The sequence below is a fragment of the Butyricicoccus sp. AM78-15b2TA genome (genome assembly GCF_027665985.1).
Classification (GTDB): Bacteria; Bacillota; Clostridia; order Oscillospirales; family Butyricicoccaceae; genus Agathobaculum; species Agathobaculum butyriciproducens.
In genome coordinates, this window is the sequence record NZ_JAQEHY010000006.1 from 180,928 (window position 1) to 199,985 (window position 19,058).

A 19,058-nucleotide genomic window follows, 5' to 3' on the forward strand; every position below is an offset into this window, starting at 1 on the left:
TGATACAACTATGACATGGCCTTTTGAGAACGATACAAGTGCCATTACAAAAAAGTTGGCAAAACGAAACTTAAAAGCAGATAAAAGTAGAAACATCCTCATTATCATTACGATTGCCTTAGCTACCTGCTTGATAATGACAACGACCTTGTATTTTTTTGCTTCGCAGCGAAAATCATTAAATGATGCGGCTGGGCGTTATCAAGCAATTATCAATGAAGTCGATAATGATACCATTACGAAATTAGTAAATGACGATAGGGTTCAAGTAGGTGTAAGTCATTTATTGGGTTTAGTATCTTATGGGGACTACAAATTAACCGTTCGTTCAATGGATGAAACACTAATGAAATTAGCAAAATATCCTGATTTAGAGGGAGAATTGCCCAAATCTACAAATGAAATTGCTATCACAAAGGCGTTTCTTGATAGAGCTGGATTGTCCAAATCCATAGGCGATACTATATCGTTAAATCTGGGAGATGGAGAAAAAGATTATACCTTATGTGGTATTTTGCCTGTCGAAAATTCAAATTATTCCGTATTCGTGTCGCAGTCTTATATTGAAAACAAGATCAGCGAACCGGCATCCTCCGCTTATATCCGTTTGAATGAATCTGATGGTTGGTCTAAGGCTGCTATACAAGCTGAATTATCAACATTGTGCAGAGAATTGGAAATACAGCCGGAGCAAATGCAGTTTTCAACATATTATTTTTCTCTCATTGAACAGAGAAGCAGTCAATATATCACTGTAATAGCATTTATCAGTCTTATTATCGCTTTGGCTTGTACTCTTGTTATTTACAGCCTGTTTTATGTGTCCATAGCCAGAAAAACAAAAGAATATGGAAAACTGCGGACAATAGGGGCAACTGGAAAACAAATGAAAAGAATCGTTTTTAGAGAGGGATTTCATCTTTCCAGAATTGGTATTCCGATTGGAATATTAGCCGGTGCAATAGCGGGATATGTCCTTGTCCCGCAAGGCTGGAACACTTTAATGGTATTTGTAATTGCCGCTGTCACAGCTCTGTTTGTGTATCTATGTGTTATGATTGCTGTAATTAAGCCAGCCAAAATTGCTGCTCATGTTACGCCTATTGAAGCAGTCCGTTATATGGCGGGCAATAATGATGTAATGTCCAACAGTACAAAAGTGTTACATCGTTCTCTATCCGCGAAAAATTTAGCATTCCTTAATTTTGCGAGGAACAGAAAGAAAACCGCTTTAACGATCCTGTCGTTAGGGGTATGTGGAATTTTGCTGATGGCAAGCTCTGCATATTTTAATTCCATTGATCCTTTAGCGATGGCGCGTAGGAGTTTTCCTTACGGAGAAATTCGCCTTGAATTAGGCGATTACGGGCCGCAGGCACATAACAGCGAACAATATTCAGAACTCCAAAAATCGAATCTGCTTACAGAAGATTTTAGAGAATCCATTTTGGACATAGATGGTGTGGAAGAAATAAAAGAATACCAAGGCACCGTTTTGAATGTTCGTATGCCAACGGGGGATATTGAACCGATTGTTTCAGACGCATATACGCCAAGCTCTCAAAAATTGCTTGAAGAATACTTGATTGATGGTACAGCAGATTTACAGGAACTAATCAATAATAATGGCATTATTATTGAAAATGGCCCACAGTGGAAAGAAACTTTTGGGTGGGATGCAGCGATTGGGGACGAACTTCTGATTGAAGTTGGCGGACAAACATTGGAAGTAAAAGTAATGGGAATTGTGGACACTAATATTCCGTATGGCGGATATGATACGCTATTTATTCCTTTAGAAATGCTGTCAAAGATCGTTCCTATTGAAAACCTCAATTATCAATTTATTGTAGATACAGATGACAGTAAATGGGCAGCCGCAAAGGATGAAATCCAAAAGATAATTCCACCGACTTCCAGCCTCTATGTTAGTACCTTGAATGATTGGGTAGAGGCATACAACGAAAAACTATTGAACTATCGTATGCCAGTCTACATTTTTGTGATGTTTATCGGGGTTTTTGGCATTATCAATCTGCTAAATACACTGATAACAAACATCTTGACACGGAAGCGAGAATTGGGTGTTTTGCAAGCGGTTGGTTTGAGCAGTAAACAGCTTTCAAAAATGTTATTGATAGAGGGCTTGTTCTATACATTAGGGGTGCTGCTTCTTTCCATATCATGCGGAACTCTTATCGGGTATCTTCTCTGCACTGTCTTTAGTGCAATGAGTATTTTTGGAAAAGTAAGCTATCATTTTCCGACAGTTGAAATGTTCAGTTATTTTATACTGATGCTTGCCATCCAAATGCTTTTCTCGTATTTGGCAATTCGGCAGATAAAAAAACAATCTCTGGTAGATCAAATACGGGAATCGTCATAAAAATTTTTGAAATGTCCGAGCGTTGTAACATTTCACCCCGATTTTCAATGAAATTTTTTGGCCGCTGTAACATTTCGCGGACATTTGGGTTTTACAATGACCTTATCAACAAAAGTGAGGAGGCGACGCAATGGAACTGACCCCGACATTGATTTTGAATCTGGCGCTGCTGATCGTCCTACCCGTTGCCCTTGTGCTGGTGTTCCGGCAATGGCTGGCTCGGCACATCCGCTGGGCGGTTGCCTTGACTGCTCTCTATGATGTTCTCCTATTTTGGGATGAACTGTTCTACTATGAGAGCTTCGGCCTGTTCGCTGTGCTGATTCTGGTGCAGTTGGCGGCCACCGGCGCAGCAGCGTTCCACATTTACAACAAACAAAGAAAGGATTGAATTTTATGAGCATTTTACAGACTATCGACCTGAAAAAGTATTACGGCACAGAGCCGAACATCACCCGCGCCCTTGATGGCGTGAACTTCTCCGTGGAGGACGGCGAATTTGTGGCCGTTGTGGGAACCTCCGGCAGCGGCAAGTCTACCCTGCTTCACATGATGGGCGGGCTGGACACCCCTACTTCCGGCAATGTGATTGTCCGGGACAAAGAGCTGTCAAAAATGAACGACGAACAGCTTACCATCTTTCGCCGCCGCAACATCGGCTTTATCTTCCAGAACTATAACCTTGTTCCCATCCTGAATGTGTATGAGAACATCGTCCTGCCGGTGGAGCTGGACGGGGACACGGTGGATCAGAAGTTTTTGGACGAGATCGTTCGCCTGCTGGGGCTGGAAGATAAACTGAAAAATATGCCGAACAATCTTTCCGGCGGCCAGCAGCAGCGTGTGGCGATTGCCCGCGCCCTGATTACCAAACCGGCTATTGTGCTGGCCGACGAGCCGACCGGCAACCTTGACAGCAAGACCAGCGCCGAGGTGCTGGGGCTTATCAAGCGCACCAGTGCGGAGTTCCGGCAAACTGTCGTGATGATTACCCACAACAACGACATTGCCCGCCTTGCAGATCGGATTGTCCGCATTGAGGACGGAAAGATTGTGGAGTAAGGAGGTGGCAAGCTATGACATGGCCTTTTGAAAATGATACCAGCGCCATTACAAAGAAGCTGGCAAAGAAAAGTTTACAAAGTGAAAAGCGCCGGAATCTGATGGTGGTGATCGCCGTTGCGCTGGCGGCGTTTCTAATCTGCTTTACGGGAATTGTATCTACTTCCCTGACACAAATGCAGCGCAATCAGGTTGTCGATACTTATGAGGCGGTCTGGCTGGGCGTAGAGGAAAACGACATTGAAACCCTGAAAGGGGTGCCGGAGTTTGAGCGCGTAGGCGGCTACTATATGCTCGGTGAGGAACTTTCGGAACAGGGCTATCATGCGTCTTATGTGTATTGCGACGCGCAAATGATGGAGATTACCAAGGCGCAAATGAATCTGTTAGAGGGCCGGGTTCCTGAAAAAGCAAATGAAGTTGTCGTAAGCGAATACTTTCTTTCCACCTATGGAAACAATGCCAAGATCGGGGACACTGTGACCTTAGATACCGAGAGCTTTCATGGTGATTATGTTGTTACCGGCATTATGGACAGCGTAAATGAAAAAGAAGCGAATACCTGCGCGATCATCCTTTCCAAAGCTGCCCTGACAGAATGGAATGGGTTTGACCCGGCTGGCTATCGCGCCTATGTCCATTTCAAAAACAGCGACCAGTTGGGTGAAGAACTGATAACCTCTTATTGCAGGGAGATTGCAGAGGAATATGAACTTCCTACCCCCAGCATGAACAACAGGTATTTCACTTATGCCTCCAAACAACCCTTTGACGACTTTACCTTGATGGCAGGTGTGATTGCCCTTGTTCTGATCGGCGGCTATATCGTAATTCAAAGTATTTTCCGTATCTCCATCAATGACAAAATCAGGAGCTACGGGCAGCTTCGGACGATTGGCGCGACCCCAAAGCAAATCAAGCGGATTGTAAAGAACGAGGGACGCAAACTCGGCAGTATCGGGATTCTGATTGGCACAGTGCTGGGCATATGCGGCGGTTTTCTTCTGTTTTCCAAGGGCTTTAACGCTGTTTCCTATGTGGCAACGGTTATTTTGACGCTTATAAGCAGTTGGCTCATGGTATCTATTTCCATCCGTAAGCCGGTGAAGATTGCGGCAGGGATTTCCCCCATTGAAGCCGTCCGTTTTACCCCGGCGCAAAAGGCCATCCGCAGCCGGAAAAAGAACATCAAACTCAATCCTGTTTCAATGGGAATTGCGAATTTTAAGCGTGACCGAAAAAAGACAATTAGTATAGTTGCATCTTTGAGTATCGGCGGAATTTTGCTGATGGTGGTATCCTCCATTGTTTTAGTACGCTCACCAGAACAAATTGCAAGACTATATTTTCCAGACAGTGATTACAAAATCTATCTCCAAGATCTATCGGAAGAAATGTTGGTAAAAGGTAATCCGCTGAATGAGGAACTAAAACAGGAAGTTTTATCTATTGATGGTGTCACGGATATAATCGTAGCTAGACAGTCTCTCTATACCAGCATTAAAACAGATGCTAACCAAAATTCGGGAATATGTGATACGCTGACCGACCAGAATTATGCTATGGTTGAGGCTGCATTGACAGCGGGAACGATGCCGACAGATTCTCATAGTATTGTAATTCACGACAAGATTGCAGCTCATTTTGAAGATATGGGCGTCGGTTCCACCGTTGAATTTTCTTCTGTGGATGGTAAGCAATCCATTCCTGTTACAATATCGGGAATGTTTTCCGCTTCAAAAATGCCTGTGATTTTCGGACATGGACGCTCTCATACAGATGGTTCGGTTTTCTTTGCTCCAAAAGATTTATTCTGCGAACTGCACCCAGAAATTACTACTTTTGATTACTCATGGAGCATTGTAAGCGATCCGAAAAAAGACGAAACTGTAAAAGCTGAACTGAAAAATATTGTAGCCGAACATAGTAACCTTGCTTTAGACGAAATAGATACAGCGATTGCGGCTGAAAAATCACAAAATTCTGTGGCGTTTGGTAGTATGCAGGTTCTTTCATGGCTGGTATTCCTCTTTGGTGTTATCAACCTGATTAACACGACCCTCTCTAATCAGATGTCCAGAAAACAGGAAAACAGTGTTTTGCGTTCCATTGGCCTGACCCAAAAACAGCTATGCAAAATGAATATCTGCGAGGGCCTATGCTATGCGTTCTTTGCAACATTGGCAATCCTGATTGTCGGACTTCCTATTTCTGTCGTCGTAAGCAGAGAAATGGGCAGCGCTACCCTACACGGAAAAGTAGTGCCATATCAATTCCCGGTTTTGGAAATGGGGCTGTTCATTCTGGTATTGTTCGGAATGGAACTGATCTTGTCTGTTTGGACAATCCGCAGACAGAAAAAACAATCCCTGATTGAACAAATGCGGGCGATGGAATAACCGTATGGGATCGGCGGGGCGGCGTGTGCTGCCCCGCTTTTTTCGCCATTTCTCAAAAAATTTTGAAATGTCCGAGCGTTGTAACAATTCAGCCTGTTTTTTTGTCGAAATCGAAGGCACCTCGGACATTTGTGTAACATTTGTAGTTTATGCTTGTGGTAAATCAATATTGGGGGTGAGGACACATGAAAAAGATACTGCTGATTGACGACAGCGACACCTATACATGGTGTCTGCAAAAATACTTACAGCACCGGGGCTACCCTGTGAAAACGGCTTCCACTCTGAAAGAAGCGCGGGCCGCCATCCAAGAGGAAATGCTGCTGGTGGTCTGCTGTGATCTCGACCTGCCGGATGGTTCCGGCATGGAGCTGTTGGACGAGGTGCGGGCCGCAGACAAGAAACTGCCTTTTATTCTGGTGTCCTGCCATGACAAGGAGGACTACGAACAGGAGGCCAAGCGCCGGGGCGCGACGCTGTGCATGGACAAAATGAAAGGACTGTTGCTGCAAGATAAGCTGGTGGAATATGCCTACCGGCAGTTATCCGGCGAAAAGGCCCCGACTTTTCACAAGCTGCTCTTTGTCCATGCGGAAGATACCAGTGCCGAAGTGCTGCGGGCTGCTATGCTGCAAAAGGGCTTTGACCTGATTTTGATTCCCTCGATTGGGGAGGCCAAGCGCCGGATTTTTGAGGATAAGGAAATAGAACTGATCTTGTGTGATCTGGAACTGCCGGACGGCACAGCAATGGAGCTGTTTCATACGCTGCGGCGGGTGGCGGGGATGTTCCAAATGAAGAATCCCCCTGTCCGGCTTCTGCCGTTCTTTATCCTCACCGAGAACAACGACCTTGCCACGGAATATGAATACCAGCATGAGGGCGTGAACGACTATATCACCGCCCCGGTAAATATCCCGGAGCTGATCCGGCGGGTTTTGTTCTTTGTGGAATGAAAATTTTACGGAGGTGATGATATAATGGGACATTAGCTGTTTTTGATATAGAAGAATCCGGAAAGCAGATCGGAGAAAAGTTATTTCTGCTTCTTAACGAGGAACAAAAAAATGCTCTAATGCAATATATTTTGGAACAAGGAGTCTGTCATGGAACGGTATTCAATTCCTGTCACACTTCCTCCGCAGCAAAGAAGAATCCTCTAACAGAAATACAGGAAGGCGAGCTTTATCTATGCCTGGAGCACCGCACTGTCAGGGTTCGCGAACGGATTATCAACCTGACAAGTAAGGAGTTTGATATACTGGCATTACTCATTGCCAATCCCAAACGTGTTTTTACTTACGAACTGATTACCGATTTGGTTTGGAAAGAGGATTGTGATTTCTATTCGAGAAAAGCCATTCATAATCATATAAGTAAGTTGCGTAAGAAATTGCGCTTTGAACCAGATCTTCCAAACTATATTGAGAGTGTCGCCGGAATCGGCTATAAATTTGAACATTTGTAAGCTAAAGCCACGAGATTTTCTTGTGGCTTTAATTAACATCCACTTCCAAACGCTTAATATTGAAGGTTGTATTGTTCGAGCTAAAGAACTATAATAGATTCTATGGAGGTGCGATATGGAATATATGACACTAAAAGAGGCCGCCGAAAAATGGGGTGTGACGCCTCGTAGGGTAAATTATTATTGTGCTGGTGAACGTATCTCTGGAGCAGTAAAGATGGCCGGTATTTGGCTGATTCCCAAAACTGCAGAAAAGCCGATTGATGGTCGGACAAAACAAGGGAGAGAATTGCGCCATGAATAAAATTTTGATTATAGATGATGACAGAGAACTATGCGCTTTGATTAAACGCAGCGTACAATCGGAACATATAGAAGCCGATTTTTGTAATACCGGAAAAGAGGGATTGCAGAAATTAAAAGAACAGGAATACCAGCTTGTAGTGCTGGATGTAATGATGCCTGGTATGGATGGCTTTGAAACGCTGGAAGAAATCCGCAAAGAGAACAGCCTGCCGATTTTGATGTTCACATCCAAAAATGACAGTGCTTCTAAAGTGCGGGGGTTACGGGCCGGAGCGGACGATTATCTGACAAAGCCGTTTGACATGGACGAACTGATTGCCCGTATTGCGTCCCTCATTCGCCGCTACACTCGCTTTAATCAGCAAGCTGGAACTATGCAAAAGCTGGATTTTGACGGATTGCAGATTGACCTTGAAAATCGTTCCATTACTACGGGAAACGGCACTTTTGAGCTTCCTCCAAAGGAATTTGATCTGCTCTTGTACTGTGCAAAACATCAAGGGAAAATTTTGACAAAACAGCAAATTTATGAGGAAGTATGGGGCGAAGAATATTTCTACGATGACAGTAACATTATGGCGATTATCAGTCGGCTTCGTAAAAAATTAGAAGTCAATCCTTCCAGTCCAAAGTATATCCAAACGGTTAAAGGGATTGGCTACCGCTTTAATAAGGAGGTGTAGCCGGTATGGAGATTATCGTTTTCTTGTCCATTGTGATTGCTGTTGTGGCTGTACTGACATCCATTGTTCTCGTTCGGCGCGTAAAAAAGCAAATAGCAGAAATGACCGACGCTCTGGTTGATGTGAAAAATGGAAATGGCAATCGGCGTATTTTGTCTGCAACAAATGAACTGGTATCCCCTCTTGCCTATGAAATCAATGAGATTGTTGTGTCCTATGAAAGCAGACTTTCGATTGTCCGGCAGACAGAGGAAATCAACCGCCAGCTTATGACGAGCCTTTCCCACGATGTTCGGACACCCCTTACAACCCTCATCGGGTATCTTGACGCTGCATATAAAGGGCTTGTTACAGGGAAAGACCGGGATGATTATATCGAAATTGCCCGCCGGAAAGCTCATGATTTGAAAGAATATATTGATGTACTCTTTGACTGGTTCAAGTTAAATTCCGACGAGTTTGCTTTGGAAATCCAGAGCGTTGAAGCCGCAGAGTTGACAAGAAATATCCTGATCGACTGGATACCGATTTTTGAAGATAAGCAAGTCGATTATGACATTGATATTCCCGAACAGCCTGTCCGGGTAAGATTGGATACGGACAGCTATATGAGGATTATCAATAATCTCATTCAAAATGTAATCGCTCACAGCCATGCGGACAAAATTAAAATTTCCCTGTCAAAGCAGGGAAATAACTTGAGGCTGCTGTTGGCAGATAATGGTGTAGGAATTGAGAAAGAAGATTTGAAACACATTTTTGAACGGCTTTATAAGTGTGATAAAGGTCGGTCTGAAAAAGGAAGCGGTCTTGGTCTTTCTATTGTCCATCAGCTTGTAGAAAAGATGGGTGGAAACATAACAGTTGAAAGTTTGCTGGGAAAAGGAACGGAATTTATGTTGCTTTTTCCTTTGGAGATTTAAGCGGGTTCCCGTCTTTATGGCGGGAACCTTTGTCATTTTGCCAGATTTCAAATTGCAAGGTTAATGCAAGGTTGCGGCAAGGTTAATGCAAGGTTGGCATGATAGAATACCTTACAGAACAGGAGGTTTTGAATATGGACACAAATTACATCATTGAAACGAAAAATCTGACGAAGCAATACGGTTCACAAAAGAGTGTGGCTGACTTAAATATCCATGTGAAGCGTGGGAGAATTTATGGTCTGCTGGGCAGAAACGGAGCCGGAAAAACTACTACCATGAAGATGCTGTTGGGCTTAACGAAGCCGACTTCCGGGGAGGTCAAAATCTGGGGAAAGCCCTTGCAGGGGAATGAAAAGAAATTGCTGCCCCGTATCGGAAGCCTGATTGAATCCCCCGGTTTTTATCCAAATCTGACCGGCACAGAGAACTTGCGTATCTTTGCTACTCTGCGGGGCGTACCAAACAATCATGCCATCAAAGACGCTCTGGATTTGGTAGGACTGCCCTACAAAGATAAAAAGCTCTTTTCACAGTATTCTCTTGGTATGAAGCAGCGGCTTGCCATCGCCCTTGCCGTTATGCACGACCCAGAGCTTTTGATTTTGGATGAGCCGATCAACGGGCTTGATCCCATCGGCATTGCAGAAGTACGCTCCTTTATTCGGGAGCTTTGCGACGCAAGAGGAAAAACCATTTTGATTTCCAGTCACATTCTTTCGGAGATTTCCTTGCTGGCTGACGATATTGGAATTATCGACCACGGAGCATTGCTGGAAGAAGAAAGCCTTGCTGAGCTGGAGCAAAAAAGCAGTAAGCATATCCGATTTACACTCTCTGATACTGCACAGGCGGCAAGAATTTTGGAACGCAATTTCCATGAAAATCATTTCTCTATACAGGACGACCACAATCTGCGTCTGCACAACCTTGATCTGCCTGTGGGGAAAATTGTAACTGCCTTTGTAGAAAACGGATTGGAGGTATCGGAGGCGCATACCTGTGAAGAAAGTCTTGAAGATTACTTCAAGCGTGTGACGGGAGGCGAGGGAATTGCTTAAACTGATTAAATGCGAATTTTGGAAATTAAAGCGGAAAAGATTATTATACGCACTGATGTCATTATCGTTATTTTTTCCGTTGATTTTGGCATATATGGCAAAGGCGGGAACAGGTGCAGATACAACGGAACATTATCTTCAAACCCGATTTGATTATGTTTATACAATGATGTTGGGATATGGATTGGTTTTTTTGCTTCCATGTCTAATTGGTATCATTGCCGCTATTTTGTTTTTTATAGAAAGAGATTGCGATACTTCCAAAAACCTTAGAACAATTCCTGTTACAAATACACAACTCATTATGGCAAAAATTTCTATGCTCTTTATTTTTAGCATTGCGTTTTGTCTGACAAGCACATTATCTGTTGCGTTGTTTTGTAAACTGTTTCATGTAGGAATGGTTTATGGTATGACTTATAAGATATTTATGAGCCTTATTTTTGGAGTTCTTATCGTAGCAGCTTCTTTGCCGATTGTATTTTTAATTATTTGTTTTAACAAAAGTTTTTTGCTTTCTATCCTGCTTGCGTTTTTTTATTCTATTTTTAACTGGGGCATACTAGGGACAGTTGGAACATCTATAAGTGCTGCAAAAATTGCTTTCTTAAATTCTTTCCCAGTTATATGTGTTATGAACTGGACAAGCGGCTTAATGATGGATCATTTGCAAAAAGACAATCTTTTGCCGGAAGCCTATGCGATTGTACCAACCACTTGCCATACAATTTTTATTCTGGCAATTACTGTTACACTTTCATTGTGGTTGATCATTCGCTTTTATAAAAAATGGACGAGGTAAAAGATATGGGAAATATAATAAAAACTGAATTTTTAAAACTAAAACGCTATTCCGTAATAAAAGCCGGAATTATTATGACAGTGCTTTCGCCGCTGCTGTCACTGTTTTATTCCACAGCCAACAGTGGACAGACATGGACATTTGACTATTTTATGCAGCAAGTTATGATTAGTAACTGTACCTTGTTTTTTCCGATTATCATTGCACTGATAGCAGGTTATATTATAACAAGGGAATATACAGACGATACGATGAAGAATATATCAACAATTCCTATCCCATATAAACAGTTGCTTTCTGGAAAACTACTTGTTCTATTGTTGTTGACAATCATCTTTAGCCTTATAGGTTGTGTGATAGCATTAGTAATTAACATTATTGCCGGATTTCCGGGAGCGCATTTTGGCAATCTGTTTAATATGTTTATTCGTGTTACTGGGGCGAATATAGGGATCTATATTTCAGTCTTGCCGATTATTTTGCTATTTTGTTGTTCGGCAAATAATTTTTTGGGTGGGGTTGCACTAGCTTTTGTGTATGGATATTTCGGAACTTTTGAAGGAACACTGTTAAATTATTATCCGATTAAAGCAAGCATGATTTTAGTAGACCCTACTTGTGGTGCGGAATATGGTTATACTTATCACATTTTTCCTGCCCTGATCACAATAGCTTTGACTTTTTTAATTTCTATCATTATTCTTGCAAACAAAAAGAAAGCACCCGGTACATTGACTGTCACTAAAAAGAAAAAAGTAGTTAGAAAAAAGGGATGGTGACGTGATGGGACATTAGCTGTTTTTGATATAGAAGAATCCGGCAAACAGATTGGCGAAAAGTTATTTCTGCTTCTTAACGAGGAACAAAAGAATGCTCTAATGCAATATATTTTGGAGCAAGGAGTCTGTCATGGAACAGTATTCAATTCCTGTCACACTTTCTCCGCAGCAGAGAAGAATCCTCTTACAGAAATACAAGAAGGCGAGCTTTATCTATGTCTGGAACACCGCACTGTCAGGGTTAGGGAACGGATGATCAACTTGACAAGTAAGGAGTTTGATATACTGGCATTGCTCATTGCCAATCCCAAACGTGTTTTTACTTACGAACTGATTACCGATTTGGTTTGGAAAGAGGATTGTGATTTCTATTCGAGAAAAGCGATTCATAATCATATAAGTAAGTTGCGTAAGAAATTGCGTTTTGAACCGGATCTTCCAAACTACATTGAGAGTGTCGCCGGGATCGGCTATAAATTTGAACAACTATAATATGAGCCCACAAGGTGTCGTTTCCCCTTGTGGGTTTGCTTTTTGTAGCATATATTCTAAGAGCAGAATATGTAGAAAATTGCGAATATAAAGAGTAAAAAGCGAATGTCTGCGGACTGATACAGGAAACATAGCCGATATAATTTTCTCCCAAGGAGGTATCAAGCAGCCAATTCAGGTTCCTCCTTGATGGGAGGAAATGCCTATGCGTCTATGCAACACAGATCTGCAGATAAACTGCTTTACATTCAGTCACCTATACGTCGTAGTCCAGCTCGTATGGATTGCGGCGTTTTTGGTTTCGACAAAGTTTGAGCATTTCCGCTGTCAACCTCCCGGAAAAATTTCATACTTTTGCTTTGGCGCGCCTGTTCTTTGTACGGGCGCGCTTTTTTGTACCCTTTTTTTAATCAGAAAGAGACTTAGACCTTATCGCTGCCGCAGCCCACCCTCTGATTTCGATTTTTGCCATCAACTCAAACATCGAAATTGGAGGAAATTACTATGAAGAAAATCAATCTTCGGGATTATTACCCGTATTATACACAGGACATGATCGTTGAGGTGCCGGATGAAGTTGCTTTGTTGCTTCGGGAATATATGTTGTTGGAAGAAGCCTATCGGATTCGTACATACCGCTATAAAGCATTTTACTCTCTGGATCGAGACGAAGGTATTGAGCGTGAGATATTGCAAAAGCCTCTTAACCCGGCAGAAATTTGGGAACAGCGTCAAATGACGGAGTTGATTTATAAAGGTCTTTCCAAACTTCCGGTAAAGCAGCGCCAACGGATCTATGCACATTTTTTTCTTGGCATGAGCAAAGCAGATATTGCCAAAGCGGAAGGAACACACAAAAGCCGGATCACCCGTTCTATCGAAGCCGGATTGCGTAGTCTGGAAAAATATTTCAAAGAAATTTTATAACAGACGGCAACTTTGCCCCTAAAAATGTACTGAATAGTAGAGGGACATATTCGGCGGGACAAGCTGGACGGGTGTGGTAAGGAAGCATATACATCCTCCCACCCCAACTGCAATATCAATTTGTCTGCCATGCCCCTTGCTTGTTCCTTGACAACCGAATATACGCTGTTACAGGTACTTCATTCTGTGTTCCGAGCGGCAGATGGGGCGGCGCGGTGACAGGCAGCCTAAGGAGGTGATGAATCCAAGCTGTCCGAGCGATAAACGCAACCTACGAAACCGGCTGTGGCAAGCCGGACGCGATAACGACACAGATCATAATGGTACTTCTTCACAGCTTCCTAAAGACTTGGGGAGAGTTCCTGCGGCGTTTGCTTGCTCTGGCAAAGCGGCGGCGTATGTGGGACTATGATGCGGTGACGCTACCCGCAGCCTGTAACAGCCCCGTCCTTATAACAGAAGGACTTGCCGGGGTGCGTGGCAAATACGGCAGTAAAATCGAAATCAGATATAATGGGCCGGATTTATGTGTGTAATAACCATAGATCCGACCTATTCATGTGGTTTTGATAACACAGTTTTCAGAAGGGAGTTGATACTATGGAATTGAACACCATTGTCAGTGAAGTGGGTACGCTGGTAGACATTCGGGATGTCTCTGTCAACAAAGAACTTTCCCGTGATGAACGGATTGCAGAATTTGTTCAGCAGATAAAAAATCCATACCATTTTAAGTGTGGCCGTTTTACTGTACAGGCCAGCTTTTCTGCTGAAGGTGCTACCCTGGAAGAATGTATCAAGGGTATTTTGCGATAGGCGCAATTTTAAGAAAGGGGCTGACTTTTCCGTAAAAGCATGGTAGAATAAAAATCGGAAAAGGAATTGAATATGGCATAATCACACTTCTTGAATTGCGGGGATTTTTCTGTGCAACGAAAGGAGTGTTTTTTTATGCAGGTTTATAAAGCGATTAAGTACATCCGTCTTTCTTATACGGATGATAAAACAGTAGAAAGTGACAGCGTTGCTAACCAGCGGCGCCTGATTGATGACTACATAGCCCGACACCCGGAAATTGAGGTTGTGGCAGAAAAAATTGACGATGGTTATAGTGGCGTTTTGTTTGATCGCCCGGCATTTCAGGAAATGATGCGGATGATCGAACAAGGCGAAGCTAATTGCGTGATTGTCAAAGACCTCTCCCGCTTGGGTCGTGAGTACATAGAAACAGGCCGCTATATGCGCAGGGTGTTTCCAGCCTATGGAGTGCGTTTTATCGCAATTAACGATAATGTGGACACAGAAAATGACGCTGCCGATGATCTCACGGTTTCTGTCAAAAACATTATGAATGAGGCTTACTGTCGGGATATTTCCGTTAAGACACGGAGTGCCCTGGAAGTAAAACGGCGCAGCGGGGATTTTGTAGGTGCTTTTACCATCTATGGTTATGTGAAAGTCGGCGATAAACACAAGAGCCTGGAAGTAGACGAATATGCTGCCAATGTTGTGCGGGATATTTTCAGAAAACGGCTGGAAGGATTCAGCGCTTCCCATATAGCGGATGAACTGAACCGATTAGGAATTCTTTCACCTTTGGCGTATAAGCGCAATCACGGAATGCCTCATGCAAAAGGTGGCTATACAGACCGAAAGGATTGCAAATGGTCTGCAACTACAATCATCCGCATTTTACAGGATGAAACTTACACCGGAACACTGGTCCAGGGTAAGCAGACAACGCCCCATTTCAAATTAAAAGAGCGTGAGGACAAACCTTCTTCGGAATGGATTCGTGTGGAGGGAACCCATGAGGCAATCATACAAAAGCACGATTTTGATCTGGTGCAAAGGCTCCGCAGGATTGACACAAGGACTTCTCCTAAATCGGATAAGGTTTACTTGTTTTCTGGTATTTTGATCTGCGGCTGCTGTGGCTGCCGTATGACCCGCAAGACGAACCGCTATAAAGATAAAGAGTATCACTATTATTACTGCCCGACCGGCAAAAAGAATGGCTGCACATCGTCGGTCATGCTGAAAGAGTCGGATCTGATTGAATGTGTACAGGACAGTTTGAAAGGACATATTGAAAATGTTGCTTCTCTGGATGCCCTGCTGTCCAGTATCAGTCAAGAACGGATTAACCGGGAATTGGCGCAGGAATATGCCGCACAGATCAGAGTAAATGAAAAGCGTGTGGCACAGACCGAGGGCTTTAAGGCAAAACTCTATGAAAATCTGGTGAGTGGAATTCTGACAAAGGAAGAATTTCTCTCTTACAAGCGAAAATACAATGCAGATATTGAACTGTTCCAAAAAGCAATCGCTGAATGGAACGAAAAACTTACAGATGTATTAGAAAACCGAAGCGAACGAAACCGTTGGATCAACCATTTTATGAAATTTTCTACTATGGAGGGTATTGACCGTCGGGCAGTCATGCAGCTTATCCGAAGCATACGGGTAATGGGTAAAGATGAACTGCATATTGAATTTAATTACCAGGATGAGTATCAGAAAGCAATCTCTTTGGCGGAACAGATTGCTACAAAAAACGAAGAAAGGATGGTGGGCTAAATGGCAAGAAAAAGCAGAAAACAGACGGCAGCTCCCATGCCGGCACCATCTTTATATGTACATGTGGCTCTGTATATCCGTCTTTCTGTGGAAGATAACAAAAAGCGGGGCTGCTCAGTAGAAAATCAAAAGCTGGTACTGAATGACTTTCTTTCGGATAAACCGGACTTCGTTGTGTATGATACTTATATCGACAACGGAGCAACAGGGACAAATTTTCACCGCCCTGGATTTCAGCAAATGCTATCTGATATTGAAGCAGGCCACATTAACTGTGTGATTGTTAAGGATCTTTCCCGATTAGGGCGAAATTCTATTGACACAGGTTATTATATCGAACAATATTTTCATGCACATAATGTTCGGTTCATTGCTGTTACGGATCAGTTTGACACAGCAGATTCCGGAAATCTTCATGGTGGTATCATGCTGCCTTTGAAAAATATGATCAATGAAGCCTATGCTCTGGACATTGGACGAAAAATCAAAGCACAGGCGCGGCAGGCTATGAAAGATGGCGACTATATTGGTGCACGGGCACCTTACGGTTACAGGAAAGACCCGGATGATTGCCATAAACTTCTGATTGATGAAAATACTGCCCCTGTAGTAAAACAGATTTTTGAATGGGCACATGAGCATGTGGCACTGAACCGGATTGTCCGCAACCTAAATGAGATGGGGATTCCGGCACCGAGCCATTATAAAAAGACCACTGGCGAGATTACCAGTCCGGGACTGATTGGAAGCGGCAAATGGCAGACCCGTACAGTGATGAAAATCTTAGAAAGCGAAGTTTATACAGGCGATCTGGTGCAAGGAAAAACAAAGATTGTAGATCATCAGCAGGTCAAGGCTGGAGAAGATAATCTGATTATTGCAAAATGCACCCATGAACCGATCATCAGCCATGAGTTGTTTCATGCAGTTCAGGAATACAGAAAACAGATCTGTGAAGAAAGCAAAGCAACTCCAAAACGTCCCTACACACCAAACATTTTCAAAGGTAAAGTGTTCTGTGCTGATTGTGGCAGAAGCCTTCACAGGCAACGCGCCGAGCGCCGGAAAGGACCTGACACTTACTGGTTCCACTGCCTTACAAACAGCCGGGTAGAAAAAGATAGCTGCAAAGGTGCGATGATACAGGAGAAAGAACTGATTTCTACTGTTACGGCTATTCTTGAAAAAGAGCTGACAGTTGCGCTGGGAATGTCGCTGCCACTCTTTCAGTTGGAGGCAAGACAAAAACAGGAAAAAGATAAGCTGAAAATTCAGATGTCGGCCAAACGGCAGGAAATTGAAAAAACACGCCGGCTGATCCGTGGCCTATATGAAAATTTTGTGCAGGGTATTTTGACAAATGACGAATACTTTGAATTGAAAGCGGATTATGAACATGCTATCAATGCTCTGTCTGGTGAGATTGAAGTATTTGAAAAATCTATGGACTCTCTGGACAACCAGCTTGCCAGATACCGCGCAATGGAAAAGGATGCAAAAACACTGGCACAGGATCACGTACTGACTGCAGAACTGATTGAACGGCTCATTGAACGAATTGAGATAGACCACGAGCGGAATATTCATGTTACCTTCCGTTTCAAAAATGAATTTCAGGGAAAGGCGGTGGAATCGTGCGCAACTATGTGATTGCCCTTTATATCCGTCTTTCTGTGGAAGATTTCAAAACTGAAAGTTTGAGCATACCAAATCAAAAACTGATCCTTCGTGAAAAAGCTATGTCTCTGCCGGAATGGGATAACAGCGAGATTTTGGAATTTATTGACAATGGTCATACGGGGACAAACTTTGAGCGTCCGGCGGTGCAGGAACTTTTAACAATGGTTCAGGCCGGAAAAATCAACTGTATTATTGTAAAAGACCTTTCCCGATTTGGACGTAACAGCATTGAAACCGGCTATTTTATTGAGCGGGTATTTCCTCTTTACCACACCCGTTTTATTTCCGTCAGTGATGATTTTGACACAGCTAATTTCAAAGGTGATACCGGAGGGATTGATATTGCTTTCAAGTATCTTATCAGCGAGTGTTATAGCCGGGATATGTCCATGAAAACCAAAAGTGCAAAATACGCAAAGATGCGTCGTGGGGAATATCAGAGTGTCATCTGTCCTTACGGCTATCGCAAGAGTGCAGACGGACGTATGGAACCGGACGAGGATGTTGCCCCGAATGTGCAGATGATATTTCAATGGGCGTCTGAAGGCAACACCGCAGCCGAGATCACAAGAAGATTGTATGCTATGAATATCCCCACCCCTGGGGAATATCGCAAACTTAAAGGCAAGGACTATTACAATGTTTCCCGAACAAACGGCGTTTGGAGTACATCAACGGTCCTGCGTATTTTAGAAGATCAAAGATATATCGGTACCTATGTAATTGGCAAGAGAAAGGTAAAAGAGATTGGCAGCCGACATACACAGTTAAAGGATGAAAGTGAGTGGTTCAAAATACCGAACCATCATCCGGCTATTGTAAGTGTGGATCTATTTGAGAAAGCCAATGCTTCTATTAAGCGTTTCTCTCTGTTAAATAAAAAGCCGCGTGATTATCTGCTCCGTGGTAAGGTATTCTGTGGATGCTGCGATCATGCAATGTCTCTACGAAATGGTGCGTGGTTTTATTGCCGTCATTCCGAGGTGGCTGAAACGCTTCCTTGTCATGGTGTGCGCATAAAGATGGCAGATCTGGAGCAGGTTGTATTTGAAACAATTCGGGCTCAAATGTGTCCGGCATTGGGAATTGATAGCAATAAGGATAAATTGGATTTGCAGACAGTCCAGCAGGCCGAACATGAAGAAAAACTCCGTTCTATTCAAGACAGCAAGCGGCATCTTTATGAGCAGTATGCACTCGGAGAGATTGATTTGGAAACCTATCGAACACGAAAAGCGGTTTATGACACGGAACTGGTACAAGCCAAAAATGTTCATGCTGTCATCACTGCACAGACAAAGCAGATAAAAAGTGATTATGAGATTAAGCTGAAACAACAGGAAATTGTGCAGGAAGTCGGAAACGCCAACATGCTGACAAAAGCTCTGATTGACCGGCTTATCAACAAAGTTTACGTCTTTCCAGGAGATCGGATTGAGATTGAATATGCAACACAGGATTTCTTAGAAACTAAGGAATCCGAAAAGGTATAACCGTGAACACCCATTTG

The 19,058-nt window shown here is 43.1% G+C and carries 18 protein-coding genes; all 18 read left to right on the forward strand.

The annotated features are described in order from the left end of the window. Window positions 1–10: 10 nt before the first annotated feature. A complete protein-coding gene (locus PGS25_RS08090; RefSeq protein ID WP_158570310.1) occupies window positions 11–2,386 on the forward strand; it encodes an ABC transporter permease in 2,376 nt (791 codons plus the stop codon). 130 nt (window positions 2,387–2,516) lie between these two features. Next, window positions 2,517–2,777 carry a hypothetical protein gene (locus PGS25_RS08095; RefSeq protein ID WP_117440200.1) on the forward strand — a complete coding sequence of 87 codons (261 nt, stop codon included), beginning with the start codon at window positions 2,517–2,519 and terminating at the stop codon, window positions 2,775–2,777. 5 nt (window positions 2,778–2,782) lie between these two features. Next, the gene (locus PGS25_RS08100; protein WP_117440201.1) at window positions 2,783–3,448 is read left to right on the forward strand and encodes an ABC transporter ATP-binding protein; all 666 of its coding nucleotides are present in this window, start codon (window positions 2,783–2,785) and stop codon (window positions 3,446–3,448) included. A 14-nt stretch (window positions 3,449–3,462) separates the two neighbouring features. Beyond that, window positions 3,463–5,847 carry an ABC transporter permease gene (locus PGS25_RS08105; RefSeq protein ID WP_117440202.1) on the forward strand — a complete coding sequence of 795 codons (2,385 nt, stop codon included), beginning with the start codon at window positions 3,463–3,465 and terminating at the stop codon, window positions 5,845–5,847. A gap of 185 nt (window positions 5,848–6,032) precedes the next feature. After that, window positions 6,033–6,803 carry a response regulator gene (locus tag PGS25_RS08110; protein WP_270418233.1) on the forward strand — a complete coding sequence of 257 codons (771 nt, stop codon included), beginning with the start codon at window positions 6,033–6,035 and terminating at the stop codon, window positions 6,801–6,803. A gap of 119 nt (window positions 6,804–6,922) precedes the next feature. Further along, window positions 6,923–7,315 carry a winged helix-turn-helix domain-containing protein gene (locus PGS25_RS08115; RefSeq protein WP_117538747.1) on the forward strand — a complete coding sequence of 131 codons (393 nt, stop codon included), beginning with the start codon at window positions 6,923–6,925 and terminating at the stop codon, window positions 7,313–7,315. 115 nt (window positions 7,316–7,430) lie between these two features. After that, window positions 7,431–7,619 carry a helix-turn-helix domain-containing protein gene (locus PGS25_RS08120; protein WP_055221059.1) on the forward strand — a complete coding sequence of 63 codons (189 nt, stop codon included), beginning with the start codon at window positions 7,431–7,433 and terminating at the stop codon, window positions 7,617–7,619. Continuing rightward, on the forward strand, window positions 7,612–8,304 hold the full coding sequence (locus PGS25_RS08125; protein WP_055221057.1) for a response regulator transcription factor: 693 nt from the start codon (window positions 7,612–7,614) through the stop codon (window positions 8,302–8,304). Before PGS25_RS08120 ends, PGS25_RS08125 begins: the two co-directional genes overlap by 8 nt. A 5-nt stretch (window positions 8,305–8,309) precedes the next feature. Continuing rightward, the gene (locus tag PGS25_RS08130) at window positions 8,310–9,227 is read left to right on the forward strand and encodes a sensor histidine kinase (protein WP_055221055.1); all 918 of its coding nucleotides are present in this window, start codon (window positions 8,310–8,312) and stop codon (window positions 9,225–9,227) included. 134 nt (window positions 9,228–9,361) lie between these two features. Next, the gene (locus tag PGS25_RS08135) at window positions 9,362–10,288 is read left to right on the forward strand and encodes an ABC transporter ATP-binding protein (protein WP_002594743.1); all 927 of its coding nucleotides are present in this window, start codon (window positions 9,362–9,364) and stop codon (window positions 10,286–10,288) included. After that, window positions 10,281–11,090 (forward strand): ABC transporter permease, encoded by an 810-nt coding sequence (locus PGS25_RS08140; RefSeq protein WP_055221053.1) that lies wholly within the window; start codon window positions 10,281–10,283, stop codon window positions 11,088–11,090. The genes PGS25_RS08135 and PGS25_RS08140 overlap by 8 nt, the downstream gene beginning before the upstream one ends. 5 nt (window positions 11,091–11,095) lie before the next feature. After that, window positions 11,096–11,869: an ABC transporter permease gene (locus PGS25_RS08145; protein WP_055221051.1), complete on the forward strand. Its 774-nt coding sequence runs from the start codon at window positions 11,096–11,098 to the stop codon at window positions 11,867–11,869. Between the two features lie 99 nt (window positions 11,870–11,968). Then, window positions 11,969–12,361: a winged helix-turn-helix domain-containing protein gene (locus tag PGS25_RS08150; protein WP_250841494.1), complete on the forward strand. Its 393-nt coding sequence runs from the start codon at window positions 11,969–11,971 to the stop codon at window positions 12,359–12,361. A 504-nt stretch (window positions 12,362–12,865) separates the two neighbouring features. Further along, window positions 12,866–13,288, forward strand: a complete 423-nt coding sequence (locus tag PGS25_RS08155) for a hypothetical protein (RefSeq protein ID WP_015542925.1) — start codon at window positions 12,866–12,868, stop codon at window positions 13,286–13,288. Between the two features lie 600 nt (window positions 13,289–13,888). Next, the gene (locus PGS25_RS08160) at window positions 13,889–14,104 is read left to right on the forward strand and encodes a DUF6870 family protein (protein WP_005361189.1); all 216 of its coding nucleotides are present in this window, start codon (window positions 13,889–13,891) and stop codon (window positions 14,102–14,104) included. A gap of 135 nt (window positions 14,105–14,239) precedes the next feature. Continuing rightward, window positions 14,240–15,868 carry a recombinase family protein gene (locus tag PGS25_RS08165; RefSeq protein ID WP_250841493.1) on the forward strand — a complete coding sequence of 543 codons (1,629 nt, stop codon included), beginning with the start codon at window positions 14,240–14,242 and terminating at the stop codon, window positions 15,866–15,868. Beyond that, on the forward strand, window positions 15,869–17,518 hold the full coding sequence (locus PGS25_RS08170; protein WP_250841492.1) for a recombinase family protein: 1,650 nt from the start codon (window positions 15,869–15,871) through the stop codon (window positions 17,516–17,518). Continuing rightward, window positions 17,503–19,041, forward strand: coding sequence for a recombinase family protein (locus PGS25_RS08175; protein ID WP_371291015.1), 1,539 nt, complete (start codon window positions 17,503–17,505; stop codon window positions 19,039–19,041). Before PGS25_RS08170 ends, PGS25_RS08175 begins: the two co-directional genes overlap by 16 nt. Window positions 19,042–19,058 lie beyond the last annotated feature (17 nt).